The organism is Acinetobacter sp. ANC 7912, assembly GCF_039862785.1.
Taxonomy (GTDB): Bacteria; Pseudomonadota; Gammaproteobacteria; order Pseudomonadales; family Moraxellaceae; genus Acinetobacter; species Acinetobacter thermotolerans.
The window spans coordinates 1,530,090-1,555,456 of sequence record NZ_CP156795.1 but is presented as its reverse complement, the minus strand read 5'-3'; the positions used below and the strand labels follow the sequence as shown (position 1 = coordinate 1,555,456).

The window sequence follows — 25,367 nt, the reverse complement described above, 5'->3', positions numbered from 1 at the left end:
AATCTTGAATCAGGCAAAGACAACCTGGTTTCGGCCTTGCTGCTTTCCTTGATACATGGCCTGATCTGCTCGTGCAATCGCAGTCTGCATGCTTTCATTCGACTCCACCAAAATAATGCCAGTATTTGCGGTGGTATGAATCACTTCACCACTTTTCAATTTACGATGCCGAAGTGTGTGACGCTGCTGTGCGTTTAATTCGCGATAAAGGATATGTTTTACCGAGTTAAATAGGTTTGATGCCCAGTGAGTTAGTATTCAAAAACACATCATGATTTTATCTTTTGAATCATGATCCGGGAGATGACCACACCGTTATTTTCTTAAAATAAATAGTTGTTTCTTTTAGGGAAATAATTATAGGATAAGAATGTTGATAACAATAAAGAGAGCTCATCGTGCGGCATTCTTATCATAGTGAAAAGCATTATTTTGAACGGGCAGGATGGTTGCGTGCTGCTGTACTTGGGGCAAATGACGGTATTATTTCCGTGACCAGTCTGGTCGTGGGAATGGCAGCGAGTGGGGCCTCTACACATACCTTACTGGTGACTTGCGTAGCTGGATTAATTTCTGGGGCAGCATCGATGGCTGCGGGAGAATATATCTCGGTTAAATCCCAGCAGGATATTGAAAAGAATGATTTGGCAATGGAGGCACGTGAACTAAAACGCCACCCGGATAATGAGCTGAAAGAACTTGAAAATATTTATATCAAGCGTGGACTCTCACCAGATGTGGCACAAACCGTTGCCTTACAACTTACAGCGCACAATGCTTTAGACGCCCATGCCCGCGATGAAATCGGAATATCTGAAAGTAACGCTGCGCAACCGTTTCGTGCGGCATTTTCTTCCGCCTGTGCCTTTACCACAGGTTCACTCTTTCCATTACTTTCAATTTTGTTACTGCCTGAACAATACCTAGATAAAGGTGTAATACTGGTCGGTGTCTTGAGCCTGGGAATTACAGGAGCACTGGCGAGTTATACAGGCGGAGTAAGTATCTGGAAAGGTTCAGTTCGAGTAATGATTTGGGGCATCATCGCGATGCTGTTTAGTTCCTGGATCGGTTCATTATTTAACGTGACTGTGGCTTAGCTTCGTAGATATTTTTTATCTATTCAATCAATGTGTTAGATAAAGAATAGCCCTAATAACTTTTACAGCCTCAAAAAAAATAGACTCATTGCATAATATGCAATCTCAATCAAAAGCTCACCTCATAAAGAAATTATTATTTATTACAATAACTTATAAAAAACACAAAATGCCGGCATCAAGCCAGCATTTTGAGATAAGTCAGTTATTTATCCAGCTATAGTTCCGCCATCCTTGCGAGTAATGACTACAGTAGCAGAGCGTGGGCGAGAAGTGGCAGACGAGTTAGTCTGTGAAGCAGGCCAATGACTGGTCGGCTTATCATAACTTCGCGAGTCTTCTCCAGGGTGCTGTACGTTGACAAAAATAGCCTTATAGTCTGGTGTCATGGTTACCCCTGTAATCTCACAGCCTTTTGGGCCTGTCAGGAAACGACGTAATGTCTGGTCTGTCACTTGAGCACCGACAATCGTTTCTTGACCTGAAGATGTTATTGTTCGGATACCATCTCCAACTTGACCTGGAAGTGCAGCTAGCATCATACAGTTGGTGGTGTCTGTATAAGCACCATCATCAGTCTGAATCCACAGCACTCCACGAGGGTCAAACCACATTCCATCTGGCGATGAGAGGTCATTATTATCATTCAAACCAGATAGGTTGATATTTTGTGCCATTTGGGCTTCAGCACCAAATAGATAAATATCCCATTTGAATGTTGTTGCTGTAGTTGTATCCGCATCTTCATGCAAACGGATGATATGGCCATTTACGTTACCCTTACCACCTTCAGGATCACTATAGTTACGCGGATTGGCTGTATCTAAAGGATGTGTAGTACCGCGGTTTGAGTTGTTTGTCAGCGTTACATAGACTTCGCCATTTTCAGGATTAACTGCAACCCATTCAGGACGATCCATCTTGGTCGCGCTAACGCTATCAGCTGCCAGTCGGGCAAAGGTCACAACATCAGCTTGTGAACTAAAAGGATAGACAGTGTTTTGCTCGTTCAAACCATTGCTTGCATAACTCAGTTCAATCCATTGGCCACTACCGTCTGCATTAAATTTGGCAACATAAAGTTTACCATTGTCCATATATTTATCTCCGGCTGCATAACCACCATTACGGTCGTTTTCATTCCATTTGTAGTCAGAGACAAATTTATAAATGTACTCTCCACGAGAGTCATCACCCATATAGAAAGCCAGATTATCATCTTCACGAGCCCGACTTGCGCGACAATCTTCATGAGCAAAACGGCCTAAAGCTGTACGCTTCACAGGCATTTGTCGGCTATCAAAGGGATCAATTTCTACAATCCAACCAAAAGTATTTGGTCCATTACGGTAGTCCTTTGCTGCCTGATCAGCTGTCACATCCGCATTCCATCGATCATAAAGATCTTGCGGTTCAATTGAACCCACTGCAGTTTCCCAAGCATAACGTGAACTTGAACCTGCTTTTAAACCATAACGTTCTAAAGCTATTTTTTCATGAGCTTGGCGATTATCGTCATCCGTTTTGCTACGGACAAAATATCCAATAAAATTCTCTTCTGTGGTGAGATATGTTCCCCAAGGGGTATAGCCATTACCACAGTTGTTATGAGTACCCCGGGTTAATTTTCCACCTGGCGAGAAACGTGTAGATAGTAGAGTTGACCCACTTGCAGGACCTGAAAAGCTCATGACAGTAGAGGCAGTAATACGACGGTTAAAAATCGAATTTTTAACAATTTCTACCTTTTGAGTGGTGCTATCTTTTTGAATATGGACGATAGAAATCCCATGTGCATTCGTTTCACGAATCACTTCATCTTCAGGACGACGACCATCAACTTTGGTTGGGCCTTGAGGATGTAAGAAAGTTGGATTGATATATTCATGGTTCATCACAAGTAGACCATGTTCAGACACAGTCGGATCATAACGACCATTGGTCATGTTCAAGCCAAAAAAGCTCATGCCATCATGGCAATCGCCAGAGCGAAACTGAAAGCTTGGACCATTTGGAATATTGTTATCATCCCAGTCTGAATACGCAGGATTAATCGAATCACCAAGTGCGTATAGGACATTAGCCTCATAGCCGTCTGGTACAGTGACGATATCGTTTAAATTCTTAGCAACCGGGCTAAAGCTCAGTTTCTCAGGTTTTGCATCTGGGTTAAGGGCAGGTGGATTTGGCATTGTCTCAGTGGGTGGTAGAGTAGATTCATTATCATCATCGTTACCACAGCCTGTGAGAGAAGAGGCTAAAGCTAATGCGGCAGCTCCACTAGCAGTTTTAGCAATCAAGTCACGACGAGATACGGATATTTCTAAAATATCCCGAAAGTGTTGATTGTTAGAATTATTATTGTCTAATTCCTGATTTTCATCATATGGCAGGTAGTCTGTCATTTTTTTATTCCCATAACTAAGGTTTGGTTGTGTTTTAAAGTCAGGAATAAATTACTGGTTAAATATGACAGATCGGTGAAGCTAATATTACAAATTTATTAAACATAATATTGATTTTTATAGAAAAAATAAAGCAGCCAAGGCTGCTTCATAAGTTTTTTTCTTCTTGTATGTTCTTTTTCTTCTTATTCCTTTTTCTCTAAAGATGCCTTTTCTATGCATTTACCGGCTGCTAAACCTAATTCAAATAATAACCACATTGGCACCGCTAACATGATCATGGACAGGGCGTCTGGTGGTGTTACAAACATGGCAATAAAAAAGCATCCCACTATAATAAACCGTCTTTTTTCCACCAAAGTCTGTGTACTGACTATCCCAATCAGGATGAATAATAGGGTGATAATCGGGATTTCAAAAGTAAAACCAAACACTAAAAAAAGTTTAAGACAAAATGCCAGATAACTATTGATATCGGTCATCGGTGCTACGGTTTCTGGCGATACGCTGATAAAAAAATGAAGGATAGACGGCAAAGCGATTAAATAAGCAAAAGCAATACCTGTATAGAAAAGCGCAATACTGCTGATTAATAGGGGTAAAGCGAGTCTTTTTTCTTTTGTATATAACGCTGGCCGAATAAAGGTCCAGAGTTGATATAGGATAAATGGCATTGCAATAAACAAAGCAATGAAAAAGTTTAATTTAAAGGGTGCCATGAATGTCGCAGTTACATCGGTTGCAATCATGGTGGAACTTACAGGTAACTGAGCACGCAAAGGCTCTGATAAAAGCTGATAAGTTTCCGATGCGAAAGGCAATAAGCATAAAAATAGCACTAATAATACACTTACAATTTTGAAAAGGTGTTTTCTTAAAATCACCAAGTGTTTCGAAATCGGCATTTCTTCTAACTGGATTGATTGCGCATCCTTATTCATTTGGGTCGAAGGTAAAATACTCATACAGCCACCTTTATATCAGTATAATTTTTTTCTTGTTTTGCTACCTTATCCAGTTGGGTTGGCGGTAGATATATTGGCGAAACAGGTTGGGTGATGAATTGATAAGTACGTTCGTTGTTTAATATCGGTTTTTCAGAACTTTTAAACGTTGGCTGAATAACGCTGTTCGTATTCGCTAGTTGTGCCTGCATTTTTGATTCTAATTCCTGAATACGATTTAGCTCAGTTTGCATTTGCTCACGCAGTTCTGACAGTCTTAATTCACGGTCTAGATCATTTTGTATATTGCTAGCGATCCTTTTGAATTTGGCCGACCATTTACCGATGAAACGTGCTGCTTCAGGCAGTTTATCTGGTCCAAGAACGAGAAGCGCAATGATGCCAAAGACCAGGAGCTCAGTCATTCCAATATTGAGCATAGCGATACCTTAATTCTTGATTGAAGTCTCACTCGCTTTAACTTCAGCATCAATCGTACGGGAATGTTGAAGTTGAGCTATTTCGGTTTCTTCTTCACGAACTGATTTCTTGAAGTCCTTGATTGCACCGCCTACATCTTTTCCTAGATTTTTTAGTTTGGAAGTACCAAAAAGTAAAATCACGACGATTGCAAAAATCAATACATGCCAGATAGATAGTCCTGCCATTTCTTTATTCCTTATTGAATAGATTTAGATTGACGGACTTATATCAACATTAAAAAATGACAAAACCATGAAACTTTGATGTCAATTTAATGACAGGGACAGAAAAGGTAAATTTACAATTACGTGTGATTGGAATATATATTTAAGCAGCTTTCTTTAAACTCAAATTATGTAGTCATAGGCTTAAACGGGATTCGAGTTATTTAATATTTTTGTAATATTTTCTTAATAATACTGACATATTCGAAATCAATACTGGCTCCAAAAGAGACGTGGTGATCCTCATCACTACAGCATTTAAAAACGACGATAAGTCTTTATTGGAGCAAAAATGAAAAAAACTGCTATCGCACTTACCATTGGGGCAAGCATTTTAACACCTATGATTGCGTCAGCTGCAGACGTTAAATTATATGGGCGAGCACATGTCTCTCTCGACTACTTAGAGGATGGTCAAGACTACCAGGAAGTTGGACTATCCTCTAACTCATCACGTTTAGGTTTTAAAGTTGAACAAAAAATTAATGATGATTTAAATGTTTTTGCACAAATTGAACAGGAAATCAGTTTCGCGAGTGGTGATCAAGACTCAAAAGCCATTAATTTTTCTACACGCGATACTTTCGTAGGGCTTAAAAATGATCAATACGGTCAACTACGTGTAGGTCGATTTGATAGTCCATTTAAAACTGCACGTAGTCCAGTCAATCAATTTGGCGATATGATCGGCGATATTCGGAATGTAACGCGTGTTGGCGACTTAAAATTCGATGAGCGCAATGAAAATACACTGGAATATAAATCACCCAAATTTGCAAATGGCTTTAATGTACTCGCTGCAATTTCTATGAACAGTGGTAAAGAAAATTCCAAGGATGCAGATGGATCTGGTAAAGACGATAGCAAAGCATATGACCTTGCGCTGACCTATAAAAAAGATCGCATTGACTTTGCAGCCGCTTACCAGAATTTCGGTAAAAATTCAGCCAATACAGCAGCACCTACAGAAGAGACGAACTCGGGGCGCGATGCATTTCGTATCGCAGGTTCTTATCAATTCACTGAAAGTTTAAACTTGGGTGCCTTATATCAAAAAGCGCAGTTTGATGATTCAGATCGCGGTCTAGATGCACAAGTTTGGGGAGTTTCAGGTGAATATAAATTCACACCTAAAACACTGCTACGCACTGAGTATTTTTACCGGGATGTCGACAGAGAGGATGCGAACACGAGTTTAATCGCCTTAGGCGTGGAACACAAACTTGATCCTGCTCTACGCTTATACGGTAATGTCGCAACCACTCTGAATGATAAAAATGCCAACTTAACCCCTTGGAAAGAAGGCCGAAGTTTAGGTAATGGCGTTAGTGGATTAGCAGGTCAAGATGCTCTCGCGCTATCACTGGGTATGCGCTACGATTTCTAATCAACAAACACTGATATAAAAGGATACCCATCTAAGGTGTCCTTTTTTTATTTAATTGATCATGGCATTGGGTATGTTCTTAGGTAGCCTTGTACCGGACATAGCGGCTAGTAAAACTGCATCTGATGATTTGATTTACTATCACATTATTTTCTGTACTACAGACTCAAAACACAACCCAATATTTTGAAAATATTGATTATTTATAATTAATTTCTTGCTGTAATAACTTTCATAAAACTTTAATAAATCTGCAACCTGCTTGTCATATTCAAAAATCAAAATGTTGGTATCGAAACAAGTAACACGCTAAAGGCGTAGCTAAATATAAAGAGAGATACTAAATGCGTTTAACAACAGCAATGACAACAGTGGCATTAATGGGAACTGTAGCGGCATGTGCAGCGAATGCCGCACGCGATACGATCCAGATTGCAGGTTCTTCAACTGTCTTACCTTATGCCAGTATCGTGGCTGAAGAATTTGGCAACACATTCCCACAGTTTAAAGCCCCAGTAGTCGGTTCAGGTGGTTCATCTGCAGGCTTAAAGCAGTTCTGTCGTGGTGTGGGTGATAACACGATTGATATTGCCAATGCTTCCCGCCAGATCAAAAGTGCCGAACTCGCCGAATGTAAGAAAAATGGTGTCAATAAAGTTCTGGAAATCAAGATCGGTTATGACGGCATTGTCTTTGCCTCGAATGCCAAGAAAGCAGCTTATAAACTGCGCCCACAACATGTCTTTGCCGCACTCGCCGCTGAAGTGCCATCTAATGGCAAGATGGTACCTAATCCATATACCCGCTGGAACCAGATTGATCCAGCACTTCCGAATGAGCTAATCACGCTGGTTATCCCGGCTTCTAATCATGGAACGCGCGAAGTCTTCCAGGAGAAGATGGTGGATGCAGGTTGTGAAACGTACGCTGCAATTAAGTCTCTAGACAAAGATGCCCAGAAAAAAGCGTGTAGTACCTTCCGTAAAGATGGTCGGGTGATTGAAATATCCGGTGATTATACTGAAACCCTGGCACGCCTGAAAACATCACCAAATGCAGTAGGAGTCTTTGGGCTTGGTTTCTATGATCAGAACCGTGACAAGCTACGTGTCGCGACGGTGAACAATGTTGCTCCATCAGAGAAAACGATCCTGAATGGTACTTATCCGGTATCCCGTCCATTGTACTTCTATGTCAAAGGTGAACACCTGAAATCAATTAAAGGTCTGCAACAGTTCACTGAATATTTCCTGAATAAAAAAGTATCGGGCAAAGGATCAAAACTGGAAAGAGCAGGGCTGATTGCCATGTCTGACAAGGAGCGGTCAGTGGTGCTGACAAACTTCAAAGCAAATAAGGCAGTTGTACTGAAGTAGGTAATGAAATGGCTGGGAGCAGGAAACTGTGACCAGCTTTTTTTCAACGATGAAGATTGAAAAAACAGTGGAGCATCAATGAATCTGCTACTACTCGGTATATTACTGGCGATCATCGCGATTGCTTATCAGCTCGGATTAAGCCGAAGCCAGCAATTGGCAGGTCAGGGTAAGAATACCGCCATGCTGAATTCACGTCCTGGCTACTATGGTGCGATGGTGGCTTTATGGTGTGGGATTCCAGCATTTTTTATTTTTCTGCTCTGGAGTCTGGTAGAGCCTGTCATCCTGAAACAGTTGGTTGTGAACCATTTGCCAGGACAGATGGTGGCAGACATGGATCAGGCAAGCTTAAGCATCGTGGTGGATCGGGTACAGGCACTGGCTTCCGGTTTTGGCGTCAGCGATACGCCCCAAGCCTATGAACTGTCTGCAGCAGAACAGATGGCACGCATGCTGAGCATCAGCAGCTATGCCAAGCTGGTGGTGGTCATCTCAGCTGCGGTTGCCGGGCTGGTCTGGGCAAAGCGACGCATCACCAAACAGTTACGTGCCCGCCATCAGGTCGAAAAAGTGATCAATATTAGTCTGGCACTCTGTTCTGGCGTGGCCATCCTGACCACACTGGGTATCGTCATGTCGATGTTTGGCGAAGCCATGCGCTTCTTTAGCTTTGTTAGTCCGATTGATTTCTTCTTTGGTACTGAATGGAATCCGGGATTTAGCAGTTCAGGCGATGCCGAAGGCAGTTATGGTCTGTTGCCATTACTGTGGGGCACAGTCATGGTCAGTGCAATTGCACTGCTGGTTGCTGTACCTATCGGTTTGATGATTGCAATCTATCTGGCGGAATATGCTTCTCCACGATTTAGAGCCTGGGTCAAGCCGATCATTGAGGTACTTGCAGGGATTCCAACGATTGTCTATGGCGTATTTGCCTTGATGATTTTAGGTCCATTTCTGAAAAGTCTAGGTGCCATGTTAGGTGTTGATATCAATGCCACCAGTGCCCTGACAGCGGGTGTGGTAATGGGCATCATGATCATTCCATTTGTCTCATCACTTTCAGATGACATCATTACCCAGGTACCACGTGCACTTCGCGATGGTTCGCTAGGACTGGGCGCAACCAAATCGGAAACCATCCGTCAGGTGGTGCTTCCCGCTGCCTTACCCGGTATCATGGGCGCCTTTTTACTTGCAGCTTCCCGTGCCATAGGTGAAACCATGATCGTGGTACTGGCTGCGGGGAACAGTCCGATCCTGCATGCCAACCCGCTTGAAGCGGTCTCTACCGTCACCATGACCATTGTGAATCAGCTGACAGGGGATACAGATTTCGCCAGTCCACAGGCATTGGTAGCCTTTGCACTCGGTCTAACCCTATTTGTGATTACTTTAGGTTTAAACATCATTGCACTGATCATTGTGCGCAAATATCGTGAGCAATACGACTGATGACTACTTCAAATACCACGCCGATGGATCAGGATCTAGATCCAGTAAGTGCAGCAGCGCAGCGGGAAAAGCGCAAAAGGATCATTCAGGATTCCTTGGCCAAGCGCCATCGCCAGGAAAAATCATTTCGCAGGTTTGGTCAGTCTGCAGTATTGGCGGGTCTGTTCTTTGTGGTGTTGCTATTTGGCAGCATCTTGGCCAAAGGATTACCTGCATTCTGGCAGAGCAGCATGAGCCTGCCGATTTACTTTGACCCAGCTATTGTTAATGTAGAGCCGAAGCCAGTGCAGTCTGACAAAGAATCACCGGCACAATATCAGGAACGCTTGTTAGCCTGGCAAATGGAAATGGGCATGGTGGATTGGGATGCACTGATCATCAATGGCATGTTGGCACGGAATCCCAAGCTAGAAGCACAGCGTGACGAACTGGGCGCTTTATACGCCAGTTCTGAAGCCTACCGTTTGCGGGACATGGTGATGAATGACCCATCACTGATCGGTCAGACAGAGCAGGTAAAAATTCTGGCGGATGCCAATGTTGATGTCTGGCTAAAAGGCAATATTGACCGCGATCTGTCAGATGAACAACAACAGCTGAGTCCAGAAGTACGCCAACTGGCAGACAGTATGAAAACTTCAGAGCTCATCAAAAGCAGTTTTAATACCCAGATCTTTACCAGTCCAGATTCACGCAGTTCACCTGCGGCTTCTGGTTTGGCAGGTGCCTTTATGGGGTCGCTGTTCATGATGCTGATTGTCATCCTGATCTCGATTCCCATTGGTGTTGCATCAGCTATCTATCTGGAAGAGTTTGCACCAAAGAACTGGATCACAGATGTGATTGAGGTGAATATCAACAACCTCGCAGCAGTACCTTCCATTGTCTTTGGTTTACTGGGTGCAGCGATCTTTATTGGCTGGATGCATTTACCTTTATCTGCACCATTAGTAGGTGGTTTGGTCTTAAGCCTGATGACTTTACCTACCGTGATTATTACTACCCGAGCTTCTTTAAAAGCCGTACCGCCGTCGATTCGTCAAGCTGCACTGGGCTTGGGTGCCTCACGCTTACAAACAACTTTCCATCACGTGTTGCCACTGGCACTGCCGGGTATTTTAACTGGTGCAATCATTGGTGTAGCACAAGCATTAGGTGAAACAGCACCACTTCTATTGATTGGGATGAGTGCCTTTGTTGCCAGTGTACCGGCCACTCCACTGGATCAATCGACAGCCTTACCTGTGCAAATTTTCCTGTGGCAGGGCAATGAACTGCGTAACTTCTTCGAAGGACGTACTGCCGCAGCCATTATTGTTCTTCTTGCGCTCATGATTGGATTAAACAGTTTAGCCATCTGGTTGCGCAAGAAATTTGAAATCCGTTGGTAATAAGGAAAAAGAATGATGAACACGACAGAAATTTTAAAATCTATCATGCAGGATCCAGAGTTGAATTCACAAGCATTATTATTTAATTCAGCAGATGCAGCAGCTAAATCCATCCCTATATTGACTCCACAATCAGTCGCTAAAACTGAAAGCAAGCAAGCTGACAAAAGTCATCAGATCAAAATCAGTACCCAGGATGCGCATGTTTACTATGGCGAATCTGAGGCCATTAAAGGAATTGATCTGGACATTTATGAAAATGAAGTCATTGCCTTTATTGGTCCATCTGGCTGTGGGAAATCAACTTTCCTGCGTATGCTCAACCGCATGAATGACAGTATTGAGGGTTGCCGTATGACAGGAAAAGTGTTGCTGGATAATCAGAATATTTATGATCCGACTCTGGATGTGGTAATGCTACGCGCCCAAGTCGGCATGGTGTTCCAGAAACCGAATCCGTTTCCAAAATCAATTTTTGAAAATGTGGCTTATGGTCCAAAACTGCATGGACTAGCTCTAGATCGATATGATCTGGAAGAAATTGTTGAGAACAGTTTACGTAAGGCGGGGTTATGGGCTGAGGTAAAAGATCGACTGAATCAACCAGGAACAAGCCTGTCAGGTGGACAGCAGCAGCGTTTATGTATTGCACGTACCATTGCAGTTTCACCTGAGGTGATTTTAATGGATGAACCCTGTTCAGCACTTGATCCGATTGCAACCGCCAAAGTTGAAGAACTGATAAGTGAATTAGCGCAGCAGTACACGATTGCAATCGTCACGCACTCGATGCAACAGGCAGCGCGTGTATCCAACCGAACAGCATATTTCCACCTGGGTCATTTAATTGAAGTGAATGCAACAGAAAAAGTCTTTTCTCAACCTGATCATGAGTTGACTGAGGCTTATATTACTGGACGTTTTGGGTAATACGACCCGTAGAAGGCTTAAAAGTTAAAACATTTAATTAAAAAATAGAGCAATTGAAGTGTTTAATGCTGGTTTTGACATGGACTGCATAATATAGATTAAATCAAATAATAGTTTTTATGTATTATATTATACATATAAAGTCTTTTATTGTTTAAGAAGTGATCTGTATAATTCTCGCCCAGATACTAAGGCTGTAGTTTCTGATTTATTTCTTATTCTTGTTTTTCTAAGCTCATCCGTCCCGCGGATGAGCTTTTTTTTTGTCTGGTCTTTAGATTAAATATAAGCTTTTTTCTCCAGATAAGCTTCGCAAACCAGTAGGGCTTCTTGCTGCAATTCCTCAGTAATATAGCCATAACGATAAAAGCTGTGTTTCATCAACGAGAAAATTAATTCAATCATGATGGTGATATCTTCGGTTTTTTTGAGCGTTAAAGGATTTTCCTTTTGGGTAAAAATTTTGACGAACTCTTTGGATATCTCTTCGATCACAGCTTCTTGAAGGCTAAAACCTTCAATGTTTACTGGACCACCCAGAATCAGCATGCTGGCTGGCTTATTCTGGTTATAAAAAGCAGAGGCGTTACTCAAGGCATCTTGAATGATGTCCAGCACTGACCATGTCTTGTAGATCTGAGCATTATGGGTCAAGTAACTTTGCAATTTTTGGAAATACCGATTTACGATTAAGCTAAACAGATGATCTATCGTAGGAAAATACTGATAGATATGATTTCGTGGCACACCTGAAATTTGTGAAATTTCCTGGATGTTGCATTCAGCTAAAGCCCTGGTTTCTAAAAGATCTATGGTGGTTTGAATCACTTTTTCCAGACGCTCGATACTTCTTTTCTGAACTGGCATCTTCACTTCATTCATCAGCATCTTACATCCCCTCATTGATTTCCTAAAAAAACTACCCTATATTTTAAAAAACCGACACGTGACGGATTTTAGATTAAAATATTTTCATGGAGCTAAAAATGAATAAAACTGTCTGCATTATTGGCGCAGGCCCTTCAGGCATTGCCGCAGCAAAAAACTGTAAAGAATATAATATAGCGTTTGATCTATTTGAAAAGAATGACAAAGTTGGCGGAAACTGGGTATTTAACTCAAAAACAGGTCATTCATCTGTTTATGAGAACACGCATATTATCAGTTCCAAAAAACTTTCAGAGTATGAAGATTACCCGATGCCGGATCATTATCCAGATTACCCACGGCATGATCAGCTACAACAATATTTCGAGAACTATAGTAAATACTTTCAGGTGTATGACCAGATCAAGTTTAACCATACCGTAGATCATGTTGAACGTATGGCTGACGGTCAGTGGCAAGTGGATTACACCGATGCAGAAGGGCAGAAGCACCAAAAAATTTATCAGTATCTGATGGTGTGTAATGGCCATCACTGGATGCCAAAGTATCCAAAATATGAAGGCAAATTTACCGGCAAATGGATGCATTCACATGATTTTAAAGGTGTGAATGATGAATGGCGTGATAAAAAGATTTTAGTGATTGGAGCCGGGAACTCAGGCTGTGATGTCGCAGTAGAAGCCGCACGCGTCAGTAAAGATGTTTACCTCTCAATGCGTAGCCCTCAATGGTTCCTGCCAAAATTTCTGCTTGGCCTTCCAAGTGATATGGTCGCAAAAGCCTTAGAGAATTTACGTCCTAAAACACGTCAGAGCATTCTGACCAAATCTTTAAAAATCCTGACTGGTAATTATGAGAGTTTTGGATTACCTCCAACGACGAAGCCAGTATTAAGCCAGCATCCGACAGTCAACTCAGATTTAATTGATTATGTTCGCCATGGGAAGGTCAAGCCTAAACCAGCCATTAAAAAATTAGATGGCAAAACAGTTGAATTTACCGATGGTACCAAGCAAGAGTTTGACATCGTTTGTTGCTGTACCGGATTCTGGACTGTATTCCCATTCTTTGACCCTGAATTTATCAATTTCCAGCATGCTGAAAAAATACCGCTGTATCGTAAAATGATGCATGCGGATTATGACAATTTATACTTTATTGGATTGTTCCAGCCGATTGGTTGTATCTGGCCATTAGCAGACTTCCAGGCACGTATCGCTTGTCAGGAAATCTTGGGCAAGTATAAGCGTCCAAAAGATATGAAAGCAGCAATCCAACATGAGCTGGATCATCCTCACTACAAATTTGAGGGTGGGCAACGGCATGCTGTAGAAGTAGATTACAATACGTTCCGTACTGAACTTGTTTCTGATCTAGCATCAGCAGGTGTACAAGTACCTCCTCGTCATTTCAATATTTCAGCGACAAAATTATTCTCCAGATTATTGACTGCTTAGCTAAATGCGGTAAGTTTTGTAATAAGTGCTCCCTGCACTTATTACAAATAATTAAAAAAAGAACCGTATTACAAGGAATGCGTGATGCAGATAAAAAATATTCTAATTCCCATAGAGTCGTTTCACATTCAGGCTGATTTATATATAAATAATAAAGACTTACCCTTTGTAATCATGGCACATGGCTTGGGTGGTGATAAAAGTTGCGCTCTAGACCTTTACATTCAAGCTTATCTGGAACAGGGCTATAATATTTGCTGTTTTGATCATCGCGGATTTGGTAAGAGTAGTGGAAAATATAAAAATCTCGTTGATAAAAACAGTCAATTGAAGGATTGGAAAGCGGTCATTCAATATATTAAAGATGAGTTCAATCTGACTGAAAAAGACCTCATTTTATGGGGATATTCCTTTAGCGGGGGACATGTCTTAACACTTGCCAGTGAGCAGAATTACCGTGCCGTCATTGCCAATTTTCCCCATGTCGACGGATTGGCAAGCCTTTGCAAATATCCAATCCAATATCTTTTGCCTGCAACTTTCTTAGCGCTTACGGATATGTGCTATCGTGTTTTTGGAAAAGCCAAGAATATGAGCGTGGTTGCCAAAAACCGGTTTGCAGTACTTTCAGGCAAAGATTGCTATGATGGATATTACTCGTTAATTCCTGAAAATCAGCATTGGGATAATCAAGTACCTGCCAGAATTGTATTGACGATCCCATTTTATCGCCCCATCGCGATCAGCCATAAAATTCAAACGCCGACCTTGATCGTTGGAGCTAAGCAAGATTCATTGATTCCGATTTCAAGAACACGTAAGACCGCCCAAAAATCAGGCCATATCGAGTATTTTGAAGAGGAATGTGGGCATTTCGATCTATTTCATCAGCCGTTCATGAATCGGATTCAGTCACAACATTTTAGGTTTCTTCAGCAACTTAGGTGATTCCAAGCATTGAAAGCATCAATCGATAGAGAATCCTATGCAGAGTCAGATCCCTAATGAAAAAGCAGCCTGATACAAAATTAGGCTGCTTTTTGTCAGGTACGTAGTACTTTCAATTGATTGCTTTACATTAAATAGATTTCTTTGGTTTCATCCATTTAAATTCTTAAGAAAATTCAACTGGTATCCGACATTTTTTGAGAAATAAGGCTCGAAGTATGGATCAAAATGATCGGCTTCCATTTCGATAACTTGCAGGAAAGGATTCTTCACCTTTTCAATTTTTTCAGGAACAAAAGGTGCGACAGTATCTTGTTTCGCTCCAATAATCAGCATAGGAACTTTGACCTGTTTTAACCGTTTCCATGGGCGATAGAATCCCATGGTTAATAAGGACCGTGCAGTTACCCGATTGTCATAGTCTATATTCAACTTTTCTTTGGCAAGTTCCATGGCATTCCAGGCCTGATCACGATCCATGGCTCCCAATTGACCTGGTTGAGAAACAGTGGGAATACAAATGCGTTCACCAGGTTTAATTCTGTCTGCCAGACCATACCCTAAGAATTTAAACATTTGTGGGAGGGGAACAGAGCGAACAGTTTTGATGCCATCAAGCATAGGAACCTGGATAATCGCGCCTTTTAATTCAGGATGCTTTGCTGCCAAGTCCACTACGTGTCCACCACCAAATGAAGTCCCCCAAACAATGATGTTGTCAGCATCTACTTGGGATAAGGATTTCAGATGTGCTAATGCCTGGTGAGCAGTTTTTACGCGTTTCCACGGATTGATATCTTGCCGTGGTAAGCCAGCACTACGTCCCCAACCTGGATAGTCGAACTCCATTACCGCATAACCTTGGGCAACAAAGTGATTGATAAAAGAGTCGGTTAATGCACCTTGAATACTTCCCCAACCACCCACCATAAGAACTGCTGGAAGTTTCTGATTTTTACACTCGTTTGGAACATGTAATGTTGCCGAGCAAAGGGTGCCATCGGTTAAAAATGTAGATTCAAGGACAGATTTCTTGATATGTGAGGTATCAGGATATTTGCGGTCTGACATATATGTTTGCCTGCTCTTAGATTTTTCGATGGCTACCTTCCATCTCATTTTTATTGAAGAATGCACCAGAAAATTAAACTTATTTTGATCAATCCATAGTGCATTATTATTCTTTTACGTTATCTTGAATGACAATCAAGATAACTAAATTTAACTATATTCTTGAATACTATTCAAGAAATATTTACGATGCTGTTTTTGATAGTTTTATGCGATAGAACTTTAATTACTAGAAGAGTGAGAAATCTGAATGGCCCGTAATAAACGTGTACAAGATCGAGAACAAAAACAACAAGAGATCATTGATGCTGCACGTTTGTTGTTTCTGACTGAAGGGTATGATGAGACATCCATGAGCCGTATCGCCGTGGAAGCTCAAGTTGCGCCGAATACCATTTATTGGTATTTCAAAAATAAAGATGAACTGCTGGTGAGTATTCTCAATGCGGAATTAACCAGGCATGCAAATGAATACATGATGCAATCCGAAAAGGAGCTTTCTGAACGCCTGATCTGGGTGGTGGATCAGCTGCAATTGGTGAATCGTCTAGTGAGTACTGTACATGCCAGATTAAAGTTTTCACCCGAGTTGAAAGAGTGGCATGAGCGATTTCATACCATGGTAGAAGCGTTATTCCGTTTGGAATTACAACAGATAGGTGTTTCCGCAGATCAAATGGAAACGAGAGTCAAAATAGCTGTTTTTACTATAGAAGGTCTTTTAGCGCATCAGTTACCTGAGCCAGAAAAAAAGCTATTTGTTCGGCATTAGTTGCCAAGTTTTAGTTAAATTATAAATAGAAGTAATTAGAGAATGATAAGTTCTTCAATGGAAAATTCGAGATTATTCCCAAAATATATCGTTAGGTAAATTTAAAAATTAATAAAAATAGATATTTGGCATACGTTTTGCTTGTAAGGGGCGCATTATACTTATAGGGATTAAGATGAGATTAAAAGCATTAACCATCGGACTTTTTGCCACTGGGAATTTATTTAATTTTGCTTTTGCTGGTGGAACGCTTTATCCCCAACTTGAAACCATTCACATTTTTGCACATGCCGATTCTGAAAGCCAAAATGGTATTGCATATTCAGCTACCCAAGGAACGGTCACTAAAGAACAACTCAAAAATCGGCCTATGCTTCGACCTGCTGAAGTTCTAGAAACTGTACCGGGTTTAATCGTGACCCAACACAGTGGTGATGGTAAAGCTAATCAATACTTTTTACGTGGCTTTAACCTCGATCATGGGACAGACTTCGCGACCTCGGTTGATGGTATGCCATTAAATATGGTGACCCATGCACATGGGCAGGGATATACAGACATAAATTTTGTTATCCCTGAACTTATTGAAAACCTGCATTATCATAAAGGTTCTAATGAGGCTGCTGATGGTGATTTTGCTTCGGCAGGTAGTGTCAAACTCAAAACCATCAGCACACTTGATCGTCCATTTGTACAAATGACATTAGGTTCACACGATTACAAACGTATCATTGCTGCTGAAGCTGCAGAAATTGCAGACGGTACATTGCTTGGTGCCGTAGAAGGTTTAAGCAATGATGGGCCATGGGATAGAGATCAAAATCTAAAAAAACAAAACTATTTATTAAAATACACACATGGTGATGAAAAGAATGGCTGGAGCTTAACAGGCAATCATTACGATTCCAGCTGGAATTCGACAGATCAGGTGGCTCAGCGTGCAGTTGAACAGGGCTTAATTGGACGTTTTGGTACGCTCGATCCAAGTGATGGTGGAGAGACCACCCGTACATCCATTGCCTTTGAAAAGCTGGTGACACATGACGATCAACAAACAGAGTTCAATCTATATGGCATTCATTCCAAATTAAATCTGTTCTCTAATTTTACTTATTATCTTACGGATGCAGAGCGTGGCGATCAGTTTGAACAGGCGGAGGATCGTTATATCTTTGGTGGAGCTGTCCAGCATAATTGGCACAGTCACTGGGATAATCGGTTGGTGATTATCCGAATAGGCGCATCTACACGTTTTGATGATATAGATGGATTAGGCCTCTATCAGACACAAGGTCGCCAACGTTTTAATACTATCCGTGAAGATCAGGTGAAAGAATATAACGTCGGGGTTTGGGCAGAGAATCAGGTGCAATGGACACCATGGTTCAGGAGTATTACAGGTCTGCGTACAGACTACTTCAATTTCGATGTAGATTCAGATTTAGCAGTAAACTCGGGTCATACAGATGACCACATTTTCAGTCCAAAACTGAATTTGGTTTTTGGTCCATGGGCGAATACCGAATATTACGTGAATTATGCTTACGGTTTTCATAGCAATGATGCACGTGGGACGACCATTAAAATCAATCCAGATCCGCGAGATGAAAGTTATCTAGAACAAATAGATGCCGTAGATCCACTGGTAAGAACGAAAAATGCGGAACTTGGCGTTCGTGGACAGTGGTTGCCAAATTTAAATACCACCATTGCATTGTGGCAATTGGATTCAGATTCGGAGTTACTCTTTGTGGGTGACGCGGGTACAACTGAAGCGAGCCGTCCGAGTCGTCGTCAAGGTATTGAGGTGAGTAACTTCTATAAGCCAAATGACAATTGGATGGTAGATGTTGATTTGGCCTTATCCAAAGCACGATATAAAGACCATGCTGAGGAAGGGAGGTACATTCCTGGTGCGATTAATAGAACTGCATCCGCTGGAATTATTTACACACCTGCACAACCATGGAGCATTGGCTTAAGAATGCGTTACTTTGGTGCAAGACCGCTGATTGAAGATAACAGTGTGAAATCAAGTGCATCAACTTTGGTCAATCTACAAGCTGGCTACGAGATTTCTAAAAATCTAGAGGCAAAACTGGATGTGCTGAATTTGTTCAACCGTAAAGTGAATGACATTGAATACCTGTATGAGTCCTGTTTAGCCAATGAACGTTCTACACCTGAGTGCGATGCAGCTTCAGATAGCCGTGAAGGGTTTGTAGATCAGCATATACACCCAGCAGAAGACCGTAGTTATCGTTTTTCTCTGAAATATACATTCTAATCAATTTGGAAATATTCCATGAAAACCTCCCCAGACTGGGGAGGTTTCTGTTTTTTCAGGTAGAGATCGATATTTAGGAAAATATTTAGTAAATCGTTTGGAGAATACCTTAAAGTGAATTTCCTTCAACTTTAACTGAATTTATATCGTTTTACTCATTTAGAAATTCACGCTTAAATAAGCCCATTCAGAAATTTTGCTTTTATTTTAAAAATTTAAGGTTGTGAATCTCCATGAGTAACAAATTTGCATGTTCAATTAAACGTATTCGTTTTGATGAGAACTATGAGCCAGCAAACAGCACACGTTTGACTACGAACTTTGCCAATTTGGCACGCGGGGAAAGCCGTGAAGAAAACCTGCGTCGTACCTTGGCGATGATCAATAACCGTTTTAATAGCTTGGCAACGGTAGATAATCCAAAAGGTGATCGCTATTCACTTGAAATCGATATTATCTCTGCTGAAATTGATATCGAAGGCAACGGCCAAACGTTTCCATTTATTGAAACCCTAAAAAGTACCATCATTGACCATCAAACGGGTGAACGTATTGAAGGCATGATTGGTAACAGTTTCTCATCGTATGTGCGTGATTATGACTTTAGCGTGGTACTACCAGCACTAGGTTGTAAGTTTAATGAAATGCCAGAAGACTTTGGCGACCTGCACGGCAAGCTTTATTTACATTTAGTGAATTCTGATGTGTTTAAAGCTGAATTCAAAAAACAGCCAGTGATCTGCTTAAGTGTTTCGACAACCAAAACGTATTACCAAACTGCCAATGTACATCCAGTACTCGGTGTGGAATACACTAATGATGATTACTCTCGTACTGATGCCTACTTTGCCAAAATGGGTTTAAGCGTACGTTACTTTAAGCCTCAAGGTGCGAACGCGCCACTCGCATTCTACTGCGCAGGGGACTTGTTACGTGATTACACCGATTTTGAATTGATCAGTGCCATTAGCACCATGGAAAGCTTCCAACGCATCTATCGTCCTGAAATCTACAATACCAATTCACCTGCAGGTGTGGTGTATCAACCAAGCTTGAGTTATGGCGATTATTCATTGACGCGTGTTGTCTATGACCGAGTTGAACGTGGTCAGTTAGCTGTGAAACAAGGCAAATGGACTGAAGAAAACTTCATCAAGCCATATAAACACATCCTTGATGAATGGGCTGCCAATTTCAAAGTAGAAACAGCCCAGAAAAACCAAGCTGCTTAAAAACTCAAGATATTTACAGATTTGCGAATTTAAAGAAAGAAGATTAGTTATGGCAATTTTACTTCCTACCTCAACAGCAGGCAGCTTACCGAAACCATCTTGGCTTGCTGAACCTGAAAAGCTGTGGTCTGCGTGGAAACTTGAAGGTGAAGAACTTTTAGAGGCGAAACGTGATGCACTGAAGTTATCTTTACATGAACAACGTCAAGCAGGCATTGATATTGTCAGCGATGGTGAACAAACCCGTCAGCACTTTGTCACCACATTTATTGAACATCTTGAAGGTGTGGATTTTGAGAAACGTGAAACCGTTCGTATCCGTAACCGTTACGATGCCAGCGTACCATCAGTTGTAGGTGAAGTTTCTCGTAAACAGCCTGTCTTTGTTGAGGATGCCAAATTCTTACGTAGCCAAACCAATCAACCGATCAAATGGGCATTACCTGGTCCAATGACGATGATTGATACACTGTACGATGGTCACTATAAGAGCCGTGAAAAACTGGCCTGGGAATTTGCCAAGATTCTGAATCAGGAAGCTCTGGAACTCGAAGCAGCAGGAGTAGACATCATCCAGTTCGATGAACCAGCATTTAACGTGTTCTTTGATGAAGTGAATGACTGGGGGGTGGCAACTCTGGAACGCGCGCTTGAAGGTCTGAAATGTGAAACAGCCGTTCACATTTGCTATGGCTATGGTATTAAAGCCAACACAGACTGGAAAAAGACCTTGGGTTCAGAATGGCGTCAGTACGAAGAAGCTTTCCCTAAACTGCAAAAATCCAAGATTGATATTGTGTCCTTAGAGTGCCAAAACTCACGTGTACCGATGGATTTAATTGAACTGATTCGTGGCAAGAAAGTGATGGTCGGTGCCATTGATGTCGCAACTAATCAGATCGAAACACCTGACGAAGTGGCCGATACTTTACGCAAGGCACTTCAGTTCGTCGATGCAGACAAGCTGTATCCTTCAACCAACTGTGGTATGACACCGCTGTCTCGTCAAGTGGCACGTGGCAAGCTTGAAGCGTTAAGTGCAGGAGCTGCCATTGTTCGCCAGGAGCTTTGTGCTTGACACCAAAGGGGACGAGAGCAGGGGCGAAAGATTCATCCATCATTCGCTTCTGCTTGATTCGAAGCACCACGCCAATTATATACATTTGAGATCAAAGAGATGATTGAAGCAACTGACTTTAGAAATGCAATGTCTTTATTGACGACTGCTGTAAATGTTATTACAACACAAGGTACAGCAGGGATGCATGGCTTTACTGCATCTGCGGTATGTAGTGTCACCGATACACCACCAACATTACTGGTTTGTATGAATCAATCCTCTCGTTCTCATGCACATTTTATTGAAAATAAAGTGCTATCAGTCAATGTACTCAGCACACAGCATGAACAGCTCTCAAATGCATTTGCATCAAGCAAATTCAATTCTGAAGACCGTTTCAAACTTGGGAGTTGGACCACACTCAAAACAGGTGCTCCGATTTTAGAAGATGCTTTGGTAAGTTTTGATTGCAAGATAGAAGAGATTAAAAATGTTGGCACACATAGCATTTTCTTATGTCGTGTATTAGCCATCAAACAAAGTCAACAAGAGGAAAGCCTGGTCTATTTTAACCGTGCTTATCATCAGATTGGTGAGGTCGAAACAGTTTAATAAGCATAAGTAATATGTATTCATATTGAGTGAATTTGATTCACTCAAATCAATGAAAGTTGAGATTTATACATCTTTAAGTTTCATTACCGTATGCTGTCTCTGACAGATAAGGCTTTTCCCAATGGTTTGGATCTTTCATGATTGAATTACGACACTTAAAGACACTTAGCGCTATACGTGAACATGGCTCTTTAGTCGCGGCAGCAAGTGATTTATGTTTAACGCCGTCTGCAGTATCGCATCAACTGCGTGAGTTGGATCAATGGTTTGGTGTGGAAGTTGTGAACCGTAAGACTCGTCCGGTTAGTTTTTCAAATGTTGGATTACGCCTATTGAAGTTGGCAGATGAAATCTTGCCTCAAGTTCAAATAGCACAAAGCGATATTACTCGTATTGTTCATGGACAAACAGGACGCATTATTTTTTCTTCAGAGTGTCATAGTTGTTTTGACTGGTTGATGCCACTTCTGAATCAGTACCGTAGTCAATATCCCGATGTTGATTTAGATTTTGCTTCTGGTTTTGAAGCGAATCCACATGAGCTTTTGCAAACAGGTGAGTTTGATCTGCTGATTACTGCTGATCCAATAGCCCTGAAGGGAATCGAATATTTTCCAATTTTTGAGTATGAATCTCGGCTAGTTTTATCTAATACACATCCGTTGGTGCGTGCCAAAGAGATTACAGTACAAGAACTTGCAGAAGAAACCTTGATCACTTATCCAGTAGATAAGCATCGTTTGGATATCATGTCATGTTTATTTATTCCGGCGAACATCATGCCTAAGAAAATTCGAACTACTGACTTAACCCAAATGTTGATCCAGCTAGTGGCTAGTGGTCGAGGAATTGCTGCATTACCAGATTGGGTTGTAAGTGAGTATGAACAGAAAGGATGGGTATCGTCACGACGTTTGGAATGTGTTTCGCCTCAAGGTTTGCGCCGTAGCTTATATGCGGGTTATAGAATTGAAGAAAAGCAAAAAAACTATTTCGAAGGTTTTTTGAAGCAGCTTGAGCGGTTTTCTAAGATGAGGATGGATTATTACAGTTAGCTAGTAAAAAAATCTAAGTACAATAAATCTTTTAAATAAATTGTAGTTTCAAGTAAAACATCAAAGTCATAAGAGTAGGTTCACCTCATAATATTTTATTTAACATAATATACATTATACGAAATAATGTATTTTAAACCTTTGATTTTGCTAAGCTTTCTAAATGCAAAGCATTCATGAAAAGATAAATCTTGTTCATTAACAAAATATTGGCCACACCCTGAACAGAAATCCATATCTAAGCTCCAACTTTCTTAAGCACTGGCTTAACACTGAAAATTTGCATCTCTGCACCATAATTTGTTTGACGTTCAACAAATTCAATTTCTACTTCTTGATAATTTTCCGCACACTCAATAAGGACTGCTTGGATCTGTTCAACTGGCATCATGCCAGGTGTAGGTTTTAAACTATATTGAACAGGACTTAACACAGTGGTTTTCAGGGAAAGCTTATCTTCACCTGTTTTTTTATCCTGATACTTGTTAGCAATTGGTGTAATTGTGCGTTTATTAAATTGAACTTGCATGGTTATAGCCTCCTCAGGCAACTAGATATAAGCCCTTTTTAGGACTGTATTGTGAAACTGGAATTTGATAGTCAGATGGCTGCTGGTCGCACATCTTGAGTTCAAACATACGGACAAACGGAATAACTTTGCCGTTAGGATTCTTATGAAGGTTTTGAATGTGAGATTTTGAAATACCGCAATCTAATAATGAATTAAGGCATTTATAAAATTGAGCTTCACTATACAAACCCTTAGTTGCAGTTAATCCAATCTGACGTACCAAAGAATAAAACTTCATAGCGTTATTAGCTTTTGTAAAACTTTCTTTACCAGTCTTTGTATAAGTCACTAATTTAGATTTGAGTAAATCTAAAATTTCGCCATCACTTGAAAAATTCATATATTTACCCTTCATTGTGTCTAAGATCGGGTCAAAAGCTACGTGCCAGAGGCGTAGCAATAATTCTGGCTGTTCATGTTGCAAATTAATTAACTGAAATAAATTAGACGGATAACCGTTTTTAGTTAGATACGTTTTAGTAATACGTGCTTCGAGACGTAAAACAGCATTAGCAAAAGGCAAAGCATCATGCATAGCCATGACAAGTGATTTAGAGCGCATACAGCCCTTCTCTGCTTGTTTCTGAACCTTATTTAATTGGGCTTTTACTTCTTCAAATTTGCCATACGCTTTAGGACGAACACTTGCACCATCGTTACCCCAAGTAATGTAATTATCGTATTTGACTTGACGCGCTTTACGGTGGCCAGATGCAAGATTGGACATATAGTCAAGAACTGGCTGAACCATATTCTGATGAGGCAATCTAAAAAGATAAGTAGTATCAAGACAAAGAACTTCTGTTTTATCTCTATCAAGAATCGCACTCAATTTAGGAAATGCTTCAAAAAACATTCCAAGCATGTGCATAGCACCAAGTTCTATAGATTCAAAACCATAAACATTGTGACCCTGTAAAAGCTTAAGTGGAGATGCTTTTAACTCAACATAAGGTACTGTATTCATAGTATTGGTATAAAACTTAACAGCCATATCTGTATAGTCACTTGGTAGAGCTTCATAAGGGTGATACAAGTCCCCTGTTATGGTCTGGCCGTCATCTGTCTTACTTACATGGCGTGTTGCTGCTGGAACTCCATAATCGCGAATATCACCATTGAACTGATGGTGATTATCAAAACTACGCACATGCGTAGGAATGATTGGAATCGCTAAACGGAGGAAATCGAGCATTTTTATACATGTATACAAATTACATTGAGATAAATTTAATACATGTACACATGAATATCAAGCACAAATTACATGTATACAAGTAGTATTGACAACATGTTAGATGAATACAGATTGGTTAAAAAATGGCAATTACAGTTAGGCTAAACGATAAAGAGCAAGAAATGCTTAGAAAAAAATGTATTGAGCTTAATAAACTATTGATTAATAGAAATTTAATGCCAATAAAAGAAAGCGAGCTTGTACATATTATTTTAGAACAATGTATAAATGAAACTGAATTAACAACAAGTGGACAAGTAAGGGTTATAGCTAAATAATTGGCTTAAATGCGAAACATTCTTGATAACTCTGAAAGCTCCGTTATATATAGCTCATAGAGCGAATTGCAAAAAACTTTCGAGAGTCAGGCACACTATTAGACAGTAGTGTGCCTTTTTCTTAGCGCCCTACTCCTCACACTCGTCGAAGCTCCTCGCGTTCGTCATGATGCGCAGACAGATGTTCGTATAATGAAG

Annotated in this window: 24 protein-coding genes; 15 read left to right on the top strand and 9 right to left on the bottom strand. The window is 40.8% G+C overall.

Annotated features, from left to right (window positions below; genetic code table 11):
• Positions 1-9: 9 nt before the first annotated feature.
• On the bottom strand, positions 10-144 hold the full coding sequence (locus ABEF84_RS07755) for a diguanylate cyclase domain-containing protein (RefSeq protein ID WP_347454087.1): 135 nt from the start codon (positions 142-144) through the stop codon (positions 10-12).
• A 254-nt stretch (positions 145-398) separates the two neighbouring features.
• Here ABEF84_RS07755 and ABEF84_RS07750 point away from each other — a divergent pair, with 254 nt between their 5' ends.
• Positions 399-1,100 carry a VIT family protein gene (locus tag ABEF84_RS07750; RefSeq protein WP_034584550.1) on the top strand — a complete coding sequence of 234 codons (702 nt, stop codon included), beginning with the start codon at positions 399-401 and terminating at the stop codon, positions 1,098-1,100.
• Positions 1,101-1,309: 209 nt separating this feature from the next.
• Here ABEF84_RS07750 and ABEF84_RS07745 read toward each other — a convergent pair whose 3' ends face one another.
• The 4 genes from ABEF84_RS07745 to tatA form a co-directional block, all read right to left on the bottom strand.
• On the bottom strand, positions 1,310-3,505 hold the full coding sequence (locus tag ABEF84_RS07745) for a PhoX family phosphatase (RefSeq protein ID WP_347454086.1): 2,196 nt from the start codon (positions 3,503-3,505) through the stop codon (positions 1,310-1,312).
• Between the two features lie 185 nt (positions 3,506-3,690).
• Positions 3,691-4,470, bottom strand: a complete 780-nt coding sequence (gene tatC / locus ABEF84_RS07740) for a twin-arginine translocase subunit TatC (RefSeq protein WP_347454956.1) — start codon at positions 4,468-4,470, stop codon at positions 3,691-3,693.
• The gene (gene tatB / locus ABEF84_RS07735; protein ID WP_347454957.1) at positions 4,467-4,889 is read right to left on the bottom strand and encodes a Sec-independent protein translocase protein TatB; all 423 of its coding nucleotides are present in this window, start codon (positions 4,887-4,889) and stop codon (positions 4,467-4,469) included. The genes tatC and tatB overlap by 4 nt, the downstream gene beginning before the upstream one ends.
• A 9-nt stretch (positions 4,890-4,898) precedes the next feature.
• Positions 4,899-5,117 carry a Sec-independent protein translocase subunit TatA gene (tatA, locus tag ABEF84_RS07730; RefSeq protein ID WP_034584542.1) on the bottom strand — a complete coding sequence of 73 codons (219 nt, stop codon included), beginning with the start codon at positions 5,115-5,117 and terminating at the stop codon, positions 4,899-4,901.
• 331 nt (positions 5,118-5,448) lie between these two features.
• On the opposite strand from tatA, the gene ABEF84_RS07725 reads away from it, so the two are divergent.
• From ABEF84_RS07725 to pstB, 5 genes are all read left to right on the top strand, one after another.
• Positions 5,449-6,543 carry a porin gene (locus ABEF84_RS07725; protein WP_347454083.1) on the top strand — a complete coding sequence of 365 codons (1,095 nt, stop codon included), beginning with the start codon at positions 5,449-5,451 and terminating at the stop codon, positions 6,541-6,543.
• A 344-nt stretch (positions 6,544-6,887) separates the two neighbouring features.
• Positions 6,888-7,919, top strand: coding sequence for a substrate-binding domain-containing protein (locus tag ABEF84_RS07720; protein WP_034584633.1), 1,032 nt, complete (start codon positions 6,888-6,890; stop codon positions 7,917-7,919).
• Positions 7,920-7,997: 78 nt separating this feature from the next.
• Positions 7,998-9,377: a phosphate ABC transporter permease subunit PstC gene (pstC, locus tag ABEF84_RS07715; protein ID WP_347456329.1), complete on the top strand. Its 1,380-nt coding sequence runs from the start codon at positions 7,998-8,000 to the stop codon at positions 9,375-9,377.
• Positions 9,377-10,768: a phosphate ABC transporter permease PstA gene (pstA, locus tag ABEF84_RS07710; protein ID WP_347456328.1), complete on the top strand. Its 1,392-nt coding sequence runs from the start codon at positions 9,377-9,379 to the stop codon at positions 10,766-10,768. The genes pstC and pstA overlap by 1 nt, the downstream gene beginning before the upstream one ends.
• A gap of 12 nt (positions 10,769-10,780) precedes the next feature.
• Positions 10,781-11,698: a phosphate ABC transporter ATP-binding protein PstB gene (gene pstB, locus ABEF84_RS07705; protein WP_404798972.1), complete on the top strand. Its 918-nt coding sequence runs from the start codon at positions 10,781-10,783 to the stop codon at positions 11,696-11,698.
• 279 nt (positions 11,699-11,977) lie between these two features.
• Here pstB and ABEF84_RS07700 read toward each other — a convergent pair whose 3' ends face one another.
• Positions 11,978-12,586, bottom strand: coding sequence for a TetR/AcrR family transcriptional regulator (locus ABEF84_RS07700; protein ID WP_034584623.1), 609 nt, complete (start codon positions 12,584-12,586; stop codon positions 11,978-11,980).
• Between the two features lie 98 nt (positions 12,587-12,684).
• On the opposite strand from ABEF84_RS07700, the gene ABEF84_RS07695 reads away from it, so the two are divergent.
• Both ABEF84_RS07695 and ABEF84_RS07690 read left to right on the top strand, forming a co-directional pair.
• Positions 12,685-14,043, top strand: coding sequence for an NAD(P)/FAD-dependent oxidoreductase (locus ABEF84_RS07695; protein ID WP_201771787.1), 1,359 nt, complete (start codon positions 12,685-12,687; stop codon positions 14,041-14,043).
• Positions 14,044-14,127: 84 nt separating this feature from the next.
• A complete protein-coding gene (locus ABEF84_RS07690) occupies positions 14,128-14,991 on the top strand; it encodes an alpha/beta hydrolase (RefSeq protein ID WP_052127886.1) in 864 nt (287 codons plus the stop codon).
• A 150-nt stretch (positions 14,992-15,141) separates the two neighbouring features.
• Here the strand turns inward: ABEF84_RS07690 and ABEF84_RS07685 are convergent, their stop codons facing one another.
• Positions 15,142-16,062 (bottom strand): alpha/beta hydrolase, encoded by a 921-nt coding sequence (locus ABEF84_RS07685; protein ID WP_034588431.1) that lies wholly within the window; start codon positions 16,060-16,062, stop codon positions 15,142-15,144.
• Positions 16,063-16,312: 250 nt separating this feature from the next.
• On the opposite strand from ABEF84_RS07685, the gene ABEF84_RS07680 reads away from it, so the two are divergent.
• From ABEF84_RS07680 to ABEF84_RS07655, 6 genes are all read left to right on the top strand, one after another.
• Positions 16,313-16,834, top strand: coding sequence for a helix-turn-helix domain-containing protein (locus tag ABEF84_RS07680; protein ID WP_347473872.1), 522 nt, complete (start codon positions 16,313-16,315; stop codon positions 16,832-16,834).
• 175 nt (positions 16,835-17,009) lie between these two features.
• Complete coding sequence (locus ABEF84_RS07675) at positions 17,010-19,121, top strand: TonB-dependent receptor (RefSeq protein ID WP_034588426.1); 2,112 nt, start codon at positions 17,010-17,012, stop codon at positions 19,119-19,121.
• A 233-nt stretch (positions 19,122-19,354) separates the two neighbouring features.
• Entirely contained in the window at positions 19,355-20,353 is a 999-nt protein-coding gene (locus ABEF84_RS07670) for a putative oxygenase MesX (RefSeq protein WP_034588424.1), read from the top strand.
• A gap of 49 nt (positions 20,354-20,402) precedes the next feature.
• On the top strand, positions 20,403-21,431 hold the full coding sequence (locus tag ABEF84_RS07665; protein ID WP_034588422.1) for a methionine synthase: 1,029 nt from the start codon (positions 20,403-20,405) through the stop codon (positions 21,429-21,431).
• Positions 21,432-21,530: 99 nt separating this feature from the next.
• Positions 21,531-22,025 carry a flavin reductase gene (locus ABEF84_RS07660; RefSeq protein WP_034588420.1) on the top strand — a complete coding sequence of 165 codons (495 nt, stop codon included), beginning with the start codon at positions 21,531-21,533 and terminating at the stop codon, positions 22,023-22,025.
• 140 nt (positions 22,026-22,165) lie between these two features.
• Positions 22,166-23,083, top strand: a complete 918-nt coding sequence (locus ABEF84_RS07655; RefSeq protein WP_034588418.1) for a LysR family transcriptional regulator — start codon at positions 22,166-22,168, stop codon at positions 23,081-23,083.
• 238 nt (positions 23,084-23,321) lie between these two features.
• On the opposite strand, the gene ABEF84_RS07650 is transcribed toward ABEF84_RS07655, so the two are convergent.
• Together ABEF84_RS07650 and ABEF84_RS07645 are read right to left on the bottom strand one after the other, a co-directional pair.
• Entirely contained in the window at positions 23,322-23,612 is a 291-nt protein-coding gene (locus ABEF84_RS07650; RefSeq protein ID WP_347473868.1) for a hypothetical protein, read from the bottom strand.
• Between the two features lie 13 nt (positions 23,613-23,625).
• A complete protein-coding gene (locus tag ABEF84_RS07645; protein WP_347473867.1) occupies positions 23,626-24,849 on the bottom strand; it encodes a phage/plasmid replication protein, II/X family in 1,224 nt (407 codons plus the stop codon).
• Positions 24,850-24,974: 125 nt separating this feature from the next.
• On the opposite strand from ABEF84_RS07645, the gene ABEF84_RS07640 reads away from it, so the two are divergent.
• Positions 24,975-25,169 (top strand): hypothetical protein, encoded by a 195-nt coding sequence (locus ABEF84_RS07640; RefSeq protein WP_247166053.1) that lies wholly within the window; start codon positions 24,975-24,977, stop codon positions 25,167-25,169.
• The last annotated feature ends 198 nt before the right edge of the window (positions 25,170-25,367 follow it).